Origin of the sequence: Ralstonia sp. OTU4908 (genome assembly GCF_038440115.1) — a bacterium.
Classification (GTDB): domain Bacteria; phylum Pseudomonadota; class Gammaproteobacteria; order Burkholderiales; family Burkholderiaceae; genus Ralstonia; species Ralstonia pickettii.
The window spans coordinates 1-13,476 of record NZ_JASATD010000063.1 but is presented as its reverse complement, the minus strand read 5'-3'; the positions used below and the strand labels follow the sequence as shown (position 1 = coordinate 13,476).

Genomic DNA, 13,476 nt, shown 5'->3' with positions numbered 1-13,476 from the left:
CGCAGCAAGCACCAGCGTGTTCGCCAGCTCCGTCCATTGCGGCGGGGCGCTGGCCGGGCCGATCCGGCATCGACGGTTCGGCGGCATCGAGGGGCGCCAAGCTCGCGCGGCGGGGATGGGCCTTGCGCCGATCCCCCGGAGGCAAGCGCAGCGCGCAGCGCCGCAGGCGCGAAGGCGTGAGTGGATTGAAGCCGAATGGCCGTGACAGCGAAGTCGGCACGGGGCGCAGCCCGAAAGCCCGGCGGCGCTACGCGCCGACACGCCCAGGCCGTTCTATATTTTGAGCAGGGAACGCAGAACACCATGACCATCCAGCTACGACACGAAACCACGAACGACATTGCCGCTATCGAGGCCGTGACCATTGCCGCCTTCGCCGATGCGCCGCACACCAGCCACACGGAGCAATTCATCGTGCGTGCATTGCGCGACGCTAGCGAACTGACGCTTTCCATCGTGGCCGAAGAACACGGCCAGGTCGTCGGCCATGTGGCTCTGTCGCCGGTGACTATCACCAACGACCACGGCCACAAGGCCAAAGGCTGGTGCGGCCTGGGGCCGATCTCCGTCCTGCCGCAGAGGCAGGGGCACGGCATCGGCTCGCGCCTGATGGAACAGGCGCTGTCTGAACTGCGGGCCATGCAGGCCGAAGGCTGTGTGCTGCTCGGAGAGCCCGCGTACTACGGGCGCTTTGGCTTCCAGGCCCATGCGGGCCTGCAACTGCCGGGCGTGCCGCCCGGCTATTTTCTCGCACTGGCCTTCCATGGGCCAGTGCCCGAAGGCATCGCGCAGTACAGCGATGCCTTCAACGCCGCCGCCTGAGTGCCAGTGAAGGCGGCGGCGTAATGCCCCGGCTATTCGGCTTCAACACCGGGCGCGGCCACCGCCGCGCCCGGATTATGCGTTTCACCGCGCCCAGGGCGGAACGGCCTGGGCGCGGTGCTGACGATGATCATTCCTTCGTTTCGATGATCCACCACACGGCACGCGGCAAGGCGCGGCCCGTGATGGGATGTATGTCGGTGAGGTCAGCGCGGGCCGACCAGCCCGAGGGCGGTCGGTAGCCGCGCACGTCGCCATCGCCGTGCCAGCGGCGGGCGCGCACCGTGCCGGGTGCATAGACCGCCGCCATGCGCGGGCGGTTGGTGGTGGTGCGGGTCATGGGGGCTTCTCCTTGCAGCGAAGCGCCCCGGTCGAAGCCGGGGCGCTTGCCTTCGGCGTGGGTCAAGCGGCCAGCGCCTCGGCGGGTTCATCCGCCATTGCCTCGGCATCCTCCGGGGCGTCCTGCTCCGGGCCTGCCTCCTGCGCGCTTTCCTTCACTGCCTGCTGCGGGCCTTCGACCTTAAAGATGGCAGGCATCCAACCCGCGCCATCGGCCAGCCGCTCGGCTTCGCTGGCAATGTCGGCCTTCTTCAGCTTCGCCAGCCGGGAAACCTGATCGGGCGCGTACTCGCCCACGGCTTGCAGAACTGCCGCCTTCGGAACGTGCTTGAAATACCCCTCGGCGGTCGGCTGCCACCATGCGGCCATGTCGAGGCCCACGGCCTGCGCCAGTTCCTCGCCGGGCTGGTGCGGTGTGGCGCGAGGCGTCACCACGTCCACCGTGGAAGCCACGCACACGGCCAGCAGCTTGACCAGTTCGCCTTGCTCCATCGCCAGCAGCGCGGCAAACAGTTCGGCGCTGTCCTCGGGCAGCTTGCCGCTCCACGCCTGCTGCAATTCACGCAGCGCCACAGCGGCGGGTGACTCGGGCCAGTCCGGGGCCATGCCGTCCAGCCGGTCTTGGACTTTCAGGCTCACGCCCAGCGGCAGGTCGCGCCCGTAGTAGCGGCCCTGCAAGACGGTCTGCACCATGCCATGCACCAGCGCGGCCACCGCCACCTGCGGATGCCGGGCCACCTCGATTTGCAGCGCGGCGGTGCGATGGGCGCTCAGGCGCTGGGCCAGTCGGTCGGAAATCGCTGCTGCCTTGGGCGGCTCGTCGTCCTCGCCTTCGTCATCGTTCGCGGCATCTGGGTCGCTGAACCCTTGGCGCAGCTTCTCCAGTGTGCGCAGTGCCTTGGCCTCGGCCTCGCGCAGCAGTCCGCGATGAATCACCACCTCGCCGTTGCGGCCGATGGTGACGATGGCCCCGGCTGCGGCCTTCACGTTCGCGCCGTACCCCTGCAAGCCGTCTTCCAGCGCCTGCAACTGCTCGCCCAGCCGCTCGCCTTCCTCTTGCAGCGCATCGGCCTTGTCCTCGTCGTCGGCGTCCGTCGCGGCATCAATGGCTTCGGCCACCTCCTGCATCTTGGCTTGCAGCCTCTCGATGCGCTGTGCTTCGCGCTTGTTCGGCTCGCGGCGCTCCCTCGGCGCACGCTGGAAGGCGTGCAGATCGGCATGGGTCACGCCCGGCGTGGCATCAGCCCAAGCCCAGCCCTCGGCCTTCACCTCTGCGGCGATGCCCGCCAGCTTGTCTTGCGCCAGTCGTTCCAGCAGCGCGGCGTCGGTCAGGTACACGCCTGCATCGCCCTCCGCGAACAGGTCGCGGCGGATGCCGCCGCCCGCCTGCTCGTAGGTGTCCAGCCCGACGAAGCGCACCAGCGGATGCCGGTAGGCGTCAATCTCGCGCTCCGTCAGACGTTCGCGCAAGTGCGAGGGTTGGCGCTGCCATTGCGGCGCATCGTAGAACGCGCATTCCTGCGCGGCGTGGTCGTCGGTGATGGAGAGCGCCATCAGCTGATCGAGGCTCACGGCATCGGCCCGGTAGTCCTCCATCAAACGCGGCGAGACATTGGCGAGCTTCAAGCGGCGCTGCACCACCAGCGGCGTAACGGAGAAATCCGCCGCAATGTCCTCAATCGGTCGGCCTTCGGCCACCAGCGCGGCGAAGGCTTCAAACTGGTCTGCTGGGTGCATGGCTTCGCGCTGCACGTTCTCGGTCAGGCTGGCGGTGCGGGCCGTGCCATCGGCCACCTGCAGGCAAGGCACGTCCCAATCCTTGGCGATACGGTGCTTCTTTGCCAGCAGCTTGAGGGCCGCAAAGCGTCGGCCACCTGCCACCACCTCGTAATGCAGGTCATCGGCGGCGGGAATCACGATCAGGTTTTGCAGCAGGCCCACGCGCTGAATGCTCGCGGCCAGCTCGGGGATGGACATGCGCGGGACGGTCTTGCGCACGTTGCGGCCCGTGGGGCGCAGCACCAGCCGCGACAGCGGAACCAGAATCATGTGCTTGCTCGGGTCGGCGGCTTGCAGCACGTTTGCGCGGCTGTCGAGGGCTTGAGCTTCGGTGTAAGTAACGGCGTTCATGGTGAATCTCCAATCAAGTGAAACAAGGGAATGGAGGGGAAACCGCCCCTCCGGCGGGGAACACGTCAGAGGGGGTCAGGCCTTGAGGGCGCGCATGCCATCGGCCAGCAGCCACAGGGCGCGGTTCAGGCGAATGTCCGAATCAATGCCCTGCACGGGGCGGGTCTGCTGTCTGCGGCCATTGGCGGCGCGGCCATGCAATCCGCCCTTGGTCAGGTTCTCCTGCGTGCGGTTGAACACGCTCCACAGGTCGGGGCGGCGGTCGTCGAAGCGGCGCGGCATCAGGATTTGCGATTCCGTGACGGGCGCGGGCTTGGTTGGGTCGTCGTACTTGAGGGCCAGCGCGGCGCGGGCGAACACTTCCGATTCCCCGGCATCCAGCGTGATGGCCTGCATGGATTCGCGCGATTCCTGCGCATGCTCGAAGCCGCTCAGCACCTGATAGGCGCCCTCGATGACATGGCCCGCCACGTCGCCCTTGTGGGGCACGCGCACATCGCCCACGGTGTCGCCGCAGACAAGGCCATTGCTGCAAACGAAGCGGAACATGCCACCCAGTAATTGATAGCTGCTCGTGCCGTCGTGCGAGTTCAGCAGGATGATTTCATTGGCTTCGCGGGCGTTGATCTGGTTGGCGTGGCGCAGGCGCAGCATGTGTTTCGTGTGCTCGCGCCGGCCCTCGTTGCGAACGCGGGTCTGGCACACCATGAAGGGCTGAAACCCCTCTTTGCGAAGCTCGGTCAGCACGGCGGCGGTGGGGATGTAGCTGTACCGCTCGGAACGGCTTTCATGGGGGGCATCCGCGAAGATGGACGGGGCCACGCGGCGGATCTGGTCATCGGACAGCGGGGAGTCGCTGCGCAATGCGGGGGAATGGGAAGCGAAGCGGGATGCGAGTTGCATGGTCTTTCTCCTGAACAAAAAGGCTGTTGAAGAAAACCGCACACCGGATTCCAAGATTCGAAGCCCAGCCTTTCGGCTGTTCGGTGCGGTCGGCGCGAGGAACCCGGTTGGCCCTGTTGCCACCGTCTTTCCTGAGTTCATCGCCCGCGACGAAAGGGAGCGCGCGGACGGGGGCCGTCAAGGAAACAAGCGCAGGGTGGGGCGGCCCGCAGGCGCAGCCGAGGACACGGCCCTGCGCGCCTTGACGGCACACGGCCGCGGGCTACAGTCGCGGACAAGGTGATGAAGTCAGGGAAGAGGACTGGACATGGCAACGGCCATCCCACAAGCCGACCGCACGGCAAGCGAAGCGCGCAGGCTCGAAGCTGGAAGCCGGGCCGGAGGCGTCAGCCGAACGGAGTGAGGGAACGATCGAAGCCCGAAGGGGGCGAGACGCCGCAGGCGGCTCGATGCGCTAGCACGAGAGCGCGACCGGCCATCTCCCAGGTGGCCGGGGACGCCCACATGACTTCAATGAAATCCCCGTGGACAGCTACCCACCCAGCCATCGGCAAAATGGCAATGGCATGGACATACGAGCCCTACAAGACGATGAACTGATGGCCCAGGCCCGAGACTGGCGGCAACGGGCACTGCGCGGCGAGAAGGACGCACGCGGCCTCGCGCACGAACTGGAATGCGAAGTGCGCCGGCGCTTCCCCAGGAACAATGCGCCCCATGCACTGCCGCCGATCCAATTGCTCGGCGCCGTGCCGCAAACACCCCAGCGGCGCTGGAAGCCCTGGTAAGCACCGGCTCAAAGGCAGCCCGCCCGCATGACTGCGCCACGGCCGATCGGCGCTGATCCCGAAATCCCCCCGAAATAGCGCGAATTTCGAGTGGCCCGGTCACGGGCCAATGCCTACCGTGGAATCTCCACCTTCTGGAGAACCACCATGAGCGATCCCATGCAACCCGGAACGCCTGCGCCTGGAGCAGAAGGGCCTGGCATCTTTCTGCCGGCCCTCATCTGGACCACCGACCGCAAGACGGTAGGCAACGAGATGCAGCGCCTGCTGGGACGGCGCGCACAGCTCAACGTCCTGCTGTCCGCCTCCGAAGAAACGGACGACGGCACCACCTGGTACGCAATGGCCCAGGCCACGCTGAACCAGCTGGACTGCGATATCGAACGTCTCTTCGAGTGGCTGGGCGACTACGAACCCGACACACCCACGCCCGAAGTGCCATCGTAATGTCCGGCATGAAGGGAGCGATCCGGCACCAGCCGGTTCGCTGCGCGAGAGGGGCGCCAAGCCTGCGCGGCGGGGATAGCCCGCAGGGCTTTCCCCTGGAGGCAAGCGCAGCGCGTAGCGCCCCGCCAGGGGCGCGAAGGCATCAGGCCGGGTCGTCGGGGCGCAGGCTGGCTTCCGACACCGGCATCCACGGCGATGACGAGTCCAGCAGGTAGCGCGCACCGCGCGCGTACAGGCCCGAAAGTCCGCTGGGACGATAAAACCCGGTGACGCGGCACCGGAACTGTGCGCCAAACTCGTTGGTATAGATCACCGCGTCGCCGAGCGCAAAGCGCAAGGGCTGGCCGTTCTCCGGTGGGAACGGCTTGAACGCATCATGCTCTGCCGTGATTTCGAGGATGTAGTCGTGGTGGCTGCTCATGGCCTTGACCTCCTGAAATGATTGAGAACGCTCAGGAGCGCCTTGCGGCGCCCCAGAACCAGGTCAGACAACGACACGCCCCGCCAGCCGCGCATCGCGCGCATAGGCGCTCAGCCGCTTCTCGGCACGAAAGTGCAGATCCCGCTCTACCGGCAAGCCCAGCCGCCCGCGCACGGTCGCCAGTTCGGAAAAACTGACCCAGCCGATTTCCGGCATCCCTAGGCCCAGGTCGCAAAGACCGAAGGCGTGATCGTGGTCATCGGGATCAATCTCGGTCAGCAGCCAGGTCGCGCCGGCATCCGGCGTGAACAGCTTGACCACTGGGGCCGGATCGAAGTCCGGGTTCTCCAAGGATTCGCGGCCGTTGGCCAGCAGCACGATGCGCTGCTCGTCCGTGATGAATGCGTGGTTCATGGTGAACTCCTGTAAGGTTACCGGGCGGAATTGCCCAGCCCTTGCAGGGCACGGCGCAGCGCAAGCAGTCAAAGATCGAAGACGGCCGCCAGGCCGCAAGCGCCGAAGGTGCGCAGTCATTGACGGCGGGCACGCCGTGGCACGATGAAGGGAACAGCAAGCCGCCACACCTCACCACGCAGCCACCCCGGTATTGACAAGCGTAGCGCGCAGGTCCGAAGCGTCAGTCCAGATCAGAGCGTCCGGGCTTGAAGCCGGATGACTGCGATTCGGCACGAAGCTCGGGGCGCAGCCCATGAGCCCGACGAAGGAACGTCGGGATGCAGGCCAAGTTGCCAGCAGGCAGTTGAAAAGTGGTGCTGGCCTTCAGGCGCTGTCAATTTTCTTGATCTTCCGGATACGCCGCCTGGGGAATCGGCACCCAGCCATCGCGGGTGATGCCTGCCCCGATGCGTATGTTCTGGCTTTCAGTTGCCGCCCAGTGCCCACCCCGGTGCAATACGGCGCGAATCACCGACTTCCGCGGATGATCCTCATCCGCCTTGGCAGAACTGCATATGGCATTCCAATGGTGCTTGTCCGGCATACTGTTCAACCGTGGGCCGAGCAGTTGATCCAAGACTTCGGTCGAAACGTTGTGTCGCCCGCCGTGATGGGGCACTTGGAAATACCGAATACCTGGCAGCGCGAGTCCCACGAAAGGTGCGTAGTCGATCACCTCCTGCAGTGCTTCACGCCCGGCATCGCCAGTAAGCATGACGCGATGACCGTTCAAGACAGCCGACTGCACCACACTCATTTCATTCTCACGACTGGTCGGCTCAGGCGGGAAATATTCCTCGCCCCACAGGGACTTGATGTAGGCGGTCGCGGCCTTCACTGCCCGGAATATGCTGCTCAGCGCGCTATCAAAAGCACTTTCTTCGACAGCTTCCGGTGTCTTCGCGGAGTCCACGATCAGGTCCAAGTAGCGCCCCAGGGTAGGTGCCATGACCGCGAACGGACCGATGCTCTGCCCCTGAAGGGGGGCATGGATTGGAATTCCCTTCTCCACCGCAATATCCTCAAGAATTGCCGTGGCATCGTAGATTGAGCGCAACTTCCGTCGCAGGGCTTCAACCGATTCATAGGTCTCAAAGCGATCGATCAACTGGTCCGCGTATATCCACGGCCGGTTGATCCAAAGATTCCTGACCGTGCATTGCTCCAGGACTTTTCGTAGTCCGTTGGCGTGATCGCGATCTGGGTGCGTGAGGATCACATGGTCGATGACTGTTGTTCCATAGTACGTCTTCAGATGCTCGACTATCTGATCACCCGTATCCAGATACCCACCGTCAACAACGTGCACGCCCTCGGTGCCATTCACCGAGTAGCGCAGCGTGATCGCGTCCCCGCTTTTCGCTGTTTCGACGCCAAGAAAGTCGATCTCGAAGTAGTCAGCCATACATCCCTCTTGTTTTATGCCAACAAAGTGCCGGTGGCTTTGCACCTACCAGCGATCCACCGCACACGTGAGTCCTGTCGGAGTCCATACCAACGACACGGCCGGAAGGCCGCCAGCATCCTCGGCGATGCCGCGCAATGTATTTCGGTCGATACCCGAATGTGCGCCGCCTTTCGGGTGGCTGTGCCACGTTCCTATAAAGGCGAGATACCCCAAAGAGGCCGCGTTTGCGGCGCGCAAATTTTGAACAAGCCCGTTGGTTCCGAGGACGAAGCGGGCGGCCTCTCGAACACTGTCAGGCGGTGCCTCAACAAGGCCTGCAATGGTGATGGTTCGATTTTCAAACGAGATGCGGCCGATCAAGGCGCCGCCTGTTTCCAGAGCACCCCAGCGCAGCGCATCAGCATGGATTGCTTGCGCAACTGGGGACAGGACCCGAATGTTCCAGCCACCATCGTCTGCGACTTCAAGCGCAGTGGTCGGGCCAAGGCTGGCGCGGGTCCATGCCATTCCAAGGCCTTCGGCATCTGAGATTCCGGCGCAAAGCGTCGCTTCCTTCGGAAGCCCATCAACGAGCCATCGTTCCAGTTGCAGGCCGGCCAGTGACGTCGACCGCGAAACAACGGCGTCAGACATAGGCATCGTCAGCGAACGACAGTTGTCACCCACGAAAATCCGAGTCGGCTCAGACGTCTCGCCGGCAATCGACGCACGCAGTTCCGGTGCAAACCGGCAGCACTCGAACAAGAACGCCGTGAGGTCGTCAACTCGGCCGGCACGGCCAGCTCCTTCGAGCAATACCGCCACACAGCGCCCCTGACCATACATCGCGATCCGTGCCAATCGGGCTGGGGATTGATCCAACGCTGCCGATTGTGTTTCTGCAGCCAGCACCTGAAGTGACGCCGTCGCATCCACGATGAGGGCCGCATCCTGCGGAACGGTTGCCGCAAACTGTTCCGGATCGACCAAAAGAGTCACTGCGTCGGTGTCGAACGCTCGCGATTGAAGATGCGACAGCGATTCAAAGGCTGTCTTCATCAGCGCCGACTTCCGAGGCGGAACCAGAACTGATGCCCGCTCAATGAGTGCATGCCGCGCGGCGTTGTGAGGCGACATGGGTTCGTTGTCGACGAAAGTCATCGAACCAAAGCCCGCTCGCCCCAGTTGCATCGCGACTTTCGATCCCACGCTTCCGCAGCCGAGCACGACCAGCGGCTGTGATGTGGCTGCGTATGGAATGCCGGACGTCCTTGCCAGCAGTTCAGGAGACAACGCATGCGCGTGAAAGGCCGGGTGAACCGTGGCGTTACGCTCCAGGAGCGATTGAGCGTTGAGTTCATAGCGCACCACATAGGGCAATACCTCGACACTCCTCCCTGGCGAGCCCACAAGCGACGCTGGCCTTTGCACAGCCAGAATCACAATCGCGTACAAACCATGCACCCAGCCATGCGAGTCCTGTCGCATATCCAGGATTGAGCGTCCGAAATAACCGTCCACTTCCTGGGCCAAAGCGTCGCGATCAATACCAAGCTCCGCTGCTCGATCGAGCAGCGTCGCGAGATCGACAACTGTCTCTGGTTGATAGCGTCCGATCACATGCGGGAGGCCGTCGGTCATCGGAGCGCGCGCGATGAAGGCCGCGGCATGGCCGTTCCCCCATTTGCCCAGCTTGTCGTTGTGAACATCCTGATAAAACACAGGATCGACTTGTGCGGTCAGTTCGGCGTTGATGATGGCGTACAGACCGCCATCGATCGTCACGTAGCCTGCGGGAACCACCAGAATCGTGCCGTCAGCGGGAGCGGCGGCCGCGACCTTCTCGGCACTGAATACAACGGTCGAAGGACAGCTGTCTCGGCGCGTTGGTTCCCACCCCTGCTCCAGGTCCAGGAGTGTTCCGGCCGCGGCCTTGTGCAGCCAGTCGATCAACTGATCGACAACGGCGTCCAGGCCAAACCGATGCAGCAGCTCGTTCAACGACCCTTCGAATAGGCACGGCGAGACTAACTCGCCTTGGCGATGGGGGTTGATGTGCGGCAAGTTGAGCGGGAAGTCCGCACGTAAGAAGGGCTCGGGTGCAGACAGGGGCCAGTCACTACCGAATACCAGCACGCACGTCTCGACGGTGCGCACTCCGGTCTCAGAGATACCATTGCGCCGAGACCTGTTCGGCAGTTGGACCGCAACATCGACTTCAATCTCCGTCGATGCACCAGTTGTCCTTGGCTCGCCAACGCGGATAAGGCCTCGATGCCGCTGAAGTTGATGCAGTGCGTCTGCGATGGTGCCCGTCATGATGCTCCGTGCGGCATGGGGGTGCGCGCAGAGGTCACCACGGCAGCGGCCTTCGATCCGGACTCCTTCTTCGAGGGAGGTTGCACACCCTGAGCGGTTACGGTGAAAACGAGCGGTTCCACGGACTTTTCGCTGGGGTACTCGCCTGTGCAGTAGAACTCGCCTTTTGCTTCGTCCACGATCGTCACGTACTCACGCTTCGCACGGATGCAGGGCGGATCGCTGTCATCATCTGCAATCGGCTTGCAGCTGGCGACGATGACGGCGCCGTCACGGGTCTGCGAAAGCGCCTTGCGAGCATCAGCATCGAGCTTGGCTTTTTCACGGTAGTCGGACCAGCTGTCATAGGACAGCGAATGCCAGGAACAATGATGAGGCGCCTGCATGATGTCGTACTCAAGCACATCTGCTTCAGCCTTGTGGCGTTGCCACTGGCGGTTCCAGATGAACACCTCAGCATCGCCACCAGTAAGGAATTTCGCACCATCCGGCGTCTGCGCGTCAGCCGCCAACGTGATGTTCAGAATAACGCTGGACTGGTTCTTGACCAGGCACTCTTCCTCTTCCTCGTCATCCTGGGCGTCCAGTGGAGCCAAAAGAAACGCAGAAAAGAATGCGGAACTCTTGCCATTGATCGTTGAAAAGCGCGTGTCCACCTTCCGCACAATCGAAGTGAGATCATCGGTTTTTCCGTCGATGTCCTCGCCCATGATCTGAATGCGGTCACCGTTCCCGACGGCGAAATTCTTGTCACGGTTCAGTTGCACGCGCCGACGCGCCTCCGTGTTGAATGCCTTGGCGTCGTCGCTCAAGGTGTGCGTCTTGCTGGCGCGTCGAAACACGATCGGGGACGACCACATCTCGCGGATCACGATTTTCTTGTCCTTGTCGTCCTTCTTGTCGTCCGGGTACTTGTCGAGTGGCCCTAGGTAGAAGTGTCGCTTCAACCCTCGGCAATGGTCTTGATCCGGGTGGCTCAGCAGGAACGCATCGACATACGGCCTGCCGTTCTCATCCTTCTTCAGTCGTTCGCGCAAATCCTTGGCGACATCGCGCGCCTCCCCGTCAGGGTCGTCGGCGTCTTGCCTGATGTTTACGTCGATCAGCAGAGTCGTCGCGTCGAGATCGCCGAACTTGATGAGGGTCATGTCCCCGTTGTCGACGGGAAAAAACGTGATGGTTGTAGGCACTGGGGTCTCCGGGTAGACGACCGAAGGATGATCGCGTATAGTTAATGTACGACGATTTTTTATATCCGTCTACTTTTTAGGCGTGACTGATGCAAAAACCTTCCTTTCCTGCCGCCGAACCTGCTGAGCCTAAGGGGCTAAGTTGGGGGCTGGAGAGCAGACTTCAATTCATCGATTTCCGTCTGCGCTGGGAGCGGCGCATCAACCGGATGGATCTCACCGAGCACTTTGGTATTTCGGTCCCGCAGGCATCGCTGGACATTTCCAAGTACATGGAGTTGGCGCCGAGCAACCTGACTTACGACCGCAGCTCCAAGACCTACACGGCAGCGCAGAGTTTTCACCCGCTTTACCAACGAAGCTCGGCGCAACGCTATCTAGCAGAACTGCTAGCGACAAAGATGGGAATTGTCGAGCCGACGGCCAGCTTCATCGGCTCCGCGCCGGAGACAGATTGGGCCCCGTCCCCTTGGCGCACGATCAATGAGCAGACCGTCGAAGCAGTGGTGCGCGCAATCCGCCAGCAGGAATCCATTCTGGTGAGCTACCAGTCCATGACGTCGTTGGATGAATCGGTTCGCTTGCTGTCTCCCCACGCCCTTGGCAATGACGGTTTTCGCTGGCACATGCGCGCGTTTTGCCACAAGCGCCAGCGCTTCAGCGATTTCGTCCTTGCTCGAATCCTGCGCATCGATGGCTTCGAGGCGACCCAAGTGGACTCCAACCAAGATTCGCATTGGCAAACTGTATTGACGCTGGTACTTGCACCGCATCCCGATTTGCCTGCAGCCAAGAAACGAGTCTTAGAGTTGGACTACGGCATGGAAGATGGAGAGGTCAAACTTCCATGCCGCCAAGCGTTTCTGTACTACACGCTGAGACGTTTGGGTTTGCATACCAAGGAAGCACCAGACCCCCTCGCACAGCAGATCACGCTGAAAAACCGCGATGAAATCCAACCCTATATCGACGCCTTGGCGGCACAGGCCTGACTTCACATGACAACAATTTTTGAACTGGTCAAAGACCCCTACGAGCGCAAGGCACGTGTTATCCCTGGCCTTCTTGTGGCCTTACCCGTGCTGGTGCCGCTGTTGTGCGTCTACGGGGCTCGGCACCCTGTGCTTACAGGTGTGATCGGCCTGCTGGGCGGCTGCGGCGCTATCTATGCACTCGCGAGCGTAGCGCGCGGACGTGGTAAAAAACTTGAAGAGATGCTGGTCTCAAAATGGGGTGGCATGCCCACGACCATCGCACTACGCCACCGCGACAAGTTCCTTGATGGTGTCAGCAAGCAGCGTTATCACACGGCGATCACTGCCAAGTTGGGTATCGCCATGCCAACGGCAGAAGAAGAATCAGCAAACCCAGACAAGGCAGACGACATCTACATCGGTGCCACTAAGCGGCTTCGCGAACTCACGCGTTCCAACAAGCAGCTCTTGCTGAAAGAGAACATCGCCTATGGATTTCATCGCAACATGCTGGCGATGAAGCCTGTCGGTATCCTGTCGTGCCTCATGGGCGTCGTCTACGGATTGTTGATTGCAAAGATTTTGCAGGTAGCACCTCTCCAATTTGACTTGGTGCACCTTGCCGATCCAGGGCTTGCCGCAGGCTTGACATTGCTCATTTCGCTGGCGCTACTTGCCGCATGGCTACTGTATTTCGATCAGGACGCAGTAAGGCGGATGGGATTCGTCTATGCGGAACGTTTGTTTGAATGTTTGCCGTCGTTGCCTTCTTCCTCCTCACGGAAGAAAGCCGTAAAACCGACTACAGACTGAGGTTCTGCCCAATCTCCAAACAGGCGTATAGCTCCGCAGGTGTGTCTACCGCTTCCACGTCTTGGGACGAATCGTTCCGCGAGACTCTAGCAAGAGCCGCGTGCTTTCCAGTTCCTTTTGCAGCACATCGGTATCCGGCAGAACCATCCGGTAGTTCGCCGCCATGACCTTGGTGGGTAAGCCCTCCAGCGCATACCGCGCCAGGGCGAGCCCCTTGTCGGCACAAAGAATCAGCCCCACCGGCGGGTTCTCCTCGGGATAGGCCCAGTGTTCCTTGGCATAGTTGCAGTACATGTGCATCTGGCCTACGTCCGCATGCGTCAGACTCCCCAGCTTCAGGTCGATGATGACCAGGCAGCGTAACTTGCGATGGAACAGCAGCAAGTCCACCCGATACCAGGTCTGGTCGATGCGCAAGCGCCGCTGCCGTCCAATGAAGGTGAACCCTTCACCCAATTCGAGCAGGAAGTCTTCCAGCCGCCGGATC

At 62.2% G+C, this 13,476-nt stretch carries 15 protein-coding genes; 6 read left to right on the top strand and 9 right to left on the bottom strand.

The features are described 5' to 3' along the window. Together AAHM38_RS24680 and AAHM38_RS24675 are read left to right on the top strand one after the other, a co-directional pair. The coding region (locus AAHM38_RS24680; RefSeq protein WP_342234374.1) for a hypothetical protein at nt 1–205 on the top strand (205 nt) is incomplete at its 5' end. A gap of 98 nt (nt 206–303) precedes the next feature. Continuing rightward, complete coding sequence (locus tag AAHM38_RS24675; RefSeq protein ID WP_011517543.1) at nt 304–822, top strand: GNAT family N-acetyltransferase; 519 nt, start codon at nt 304–306, stop codon at nt 820–822. Nucleotides 823–952: 130 nt separating this feature from the next. Here AAHM38_RS24675 and AAHM38_RS24670 read toward each other — a convergent pair whose 3' ends face one another. The 3 genes from AAHM38_RS24670 to AAHM38_RS24660 form a co-directional block, all read right to left on the bottom strand. Next, complete coding sequence (locus tag AAHM38_RS24670; protein ID WP_003056207.1) at nt 953–1,162, bottom strand: hypothetical protein; 210 nt, start codon at nt 1,160–1,162, stop codon at nt 953–955. Between the two features lie 62 nt (nt 1,163–1,224). After that, the gene (locus tag AAHM38_RS24665) at nt 1,225–3,291 is read right to left on the bottom strand and encodes a ParB/RepB/Spo0J family partition protein (RefSeq protein ID WP_003056209.1); all 2,067 of its coding nucleotides are present in this window, start codon (nt 3,289–3,291) and stop codon (nt 1,225–1,227) included. A 75-nt stretch (nt 3,292–3,366) separates the two neighbouring features. After that, nucleotides 3,367–4,194, bottom strand: a complete 828-nt coding sequence (locus AAHM38_RS24660) for a DUF932 domain-containing protein (protein WP_003056211.1) — start codon at nt 4,192–4,194, stop codon at nt 3,367–3,369. 524 nt (nt 4,195–4,718) lie between these two features. On the opposite strand from AAHM38_RS24660, the gene AAHM38_RS24655 reads away from it, so the two are divergent. Continuing rightward, nucleotides 4,719–4,982, top strand: coding sequence for a hypothetical protein (locus tag AAHM38_RS24655; protein WP_012204589.1), 264 nt, complete (start codon nt 4,719–4,721; stop codon nt 4,980–4,982). A 147-nt stretch (nt 4,983–5,129) separates the two neighbouring features. Then, nucleotides 5,130–5,429, top strand: coding sequence for a hypothetical protein (locus AAHM38_RS24650; RefSeq protein ID WP_012204590.1), 300 nt, complete (start codon nt 5,130–5,132; stop codon nt 5,427–5,429). Nucleotides 5,430–5,571: 142 nt separating this feature from the next. Here AAHM38_RS24650 and AAHM38_RS24645 read toward each other — a convergent pair whose 3' ends face one another. The 5 genes from AAHM38_RS24645 to AAHM38_RS24625 all read right to left on the bottom strand — a co-directional run bounded on the left by AAHM38_RS24645 (nt 5,572) and on the right by AAHM38_RS24625 (nt 11,202). Continuing rightward, nucleotides 5,572–5,850 carry a hypothetical protein gene (locus AAHM38_RS24645; RefSeq protein WP_003056215.1) on the bottom strand — a complete coding sequence of 93 codons (279 nt, stop codon included), beginning with the start codon at nt 5,848–5,850 and terminating at the stop codon, nt 5,572–5,574. A 63-nt stretch (nt 5,851–5,913) separates the two neighbouring features. Then, nucleotides 5,914–6,264 carry a DUF2958 domain-containing protein gene (locus tag AAHM38_RS24640; RefSeq protein ID WP_012204591.1) on the bottom strand — a complete coding sequence of 117 codons (351 nt, stop codon included), beginning with the start codon at nt 6,262–6,264 and terminating at the stop codon, nt 5,914–5,916. Nucleotides 6,265–6,640: 376 nt separating this feature from the next. Continuing rightward, nucleotides 6,641–7,711: a hypothetical protein gene (locus AAHM38_RS24635; RefSeq protein ID WP_003056219.1), complete on the bottom strand. Its 1,071-nt coding sequence runs from the start codon at nt 7,709–7,711 to the stop codon at nt 6,641–6,643. 45 nt (nt 7,712–7,756) lie between these two features. Beyond that, nucleotides 7,757–10,012: a Mov34/MPN/PAD-1 family protein gene (locus tag AAHM38_RS24630; protein ID WP_003056220.1), complete on the bottom strand. Its 2,256-nt coding sequence runs from the start codon at nt 10,010–10,012 to the stop codon at nt 7,757–7,759. Then, complete coding sequence (locus tag AAHM38_RS24625) at nt 10,009–11,202, bottom strand: hypothetical protein (protein WP_003056221.1); 1,194 nt, start codon at nt 11,200–11,202, stop codon at nt 10,009–10,011. The genes AAHM38_RS24630 and AAHM38_RS24625 overlap by 4 nt, the downstream gene beginning before the upstream one ends. Nucleotides 11,203–11,291: 89 nt before the next feature. Between AAHM38_RS24625 and AAHM38_RS24620 the strand changes: the two genes are divergently transcribed. Together AAHM38_RS24620 and AAHM38_RS24615 are read left to right on the top strand one after the other, a co-directional pair. Beyond that, a complete protein-coding gene (locus tag AAHM38_RS24620) occupies nt 11,292–12,194 on the top strand; it encodes a WYL domain-containing protein (RefSeq protein ID WP_012204593.1) in 903 nt (300 codons plus the stop codon). Between the two features lie 6 nt (nt 12,195–12,200). After that, nucleotides 12,201–12,989, top strand: coding sequence for a hypothetical protein (locus AAHM38_RS24615; protein WP_003056223.1), 789 nt, complete (start codon nt 12,201–12,203; stop codon nt 12,987–12,989). Between the two features lie 45 nt (nt 12,990–13,034). On the opposite strand, the gene AAHM38_RS24610 is transcribed toward AAHM38_RS24615, so the two are convergent. Then, nucleotides 13,035–13,476 (bottom strand): PDDEXK nuclease domain-containing protein (locus AAHM38_RS24610; RefSeq protein ID WP_342234373.1); only part of this gene is annotated, 442 nt, incomplete at its 5' end.

Excerpts from the sequence above, each read along its gene's own strand:
- AAHM38_RS24675 (WP_011517543.1), top strand. The coding sequence starts at position 304 with ATGACCATCCAGCTACGACACGAAACCACGAACGACATTGCCGCTATC.
- AAHM38_RS24670 (WP_003056207.1), bottom strand. The coding sequence starts at position 1,162 with ATGACCCGCACCACCACCAACCGCCCGCGCATGGCGGCGGTCTATGCA.
- AAHM38_RS24665 (WP_003056209.1), bottom strand. The coding sequence starts at position 3,291 with ATGAACGCCGTTACTTACACCGAAGCTCAAGCCCTCGACAGCCGCGCA.
- AAHM38_RS24660 (WP_003056211.1), bottom strand. The coding sequence starts at position 4,194 with ATGCAACTCGCATCCCGCTTCGCTTCCCATTCCCCCGCATTGCGCAGC.
- AAHM38_RS24650 (WP_012204590.1), top strand. The coding sequence starts at position 5,130 with ATGAGCGATCCCATGCAACCCGGAACGCCTGCGCCTGGAGCAGAAGGG.
- AAHM38_RS24645 (WP_003056215.1), bottom strand. The coding sequence starts at position 5,850 with ATGAGCAGCCACCACGACTACATCCTCGAAATCACGGCAGAGCATGAT.
- AAHM38_RS24640 (WP_012204591.1), bottom strand. The coding sequence starts at position 6,264 with ATGAACCACGCATTCATCACGGACGAGCAGCGCATCGTGCTGCTGGCC.
- AAHM38_RS24635 (WP_003056219.1), bottom strand. The coding sequence starts at position 7,711 with ATGGCTGACTACTTCGAGATCGACTTTCTTGGCGTCGAAACAGCGAAA.
- AAHM38_RS24630 (WP_003056220.1), bottom strand. The coding sequence starts at position 10,012 with ATGACGGGCACCATCGCAGACGCACTGCATCAACTTCAGCGGCATCGA.
- AAHM38_RS24620 (WP_012204593.1), top strand. The coding sequence starts at position 11,292 with ATGCAAAAACCTTCCTTTCCTGCCGCCGAACCTGCTGAGCCTAAGGGG.
- AAHM38_RS24615 (WP_003056223.1), top strand. The coding sequence starts at position 12,201 with ATGACAACAATTTTTGAACTGGTCAAAGACCCCTACGAGCGCAAGGCA.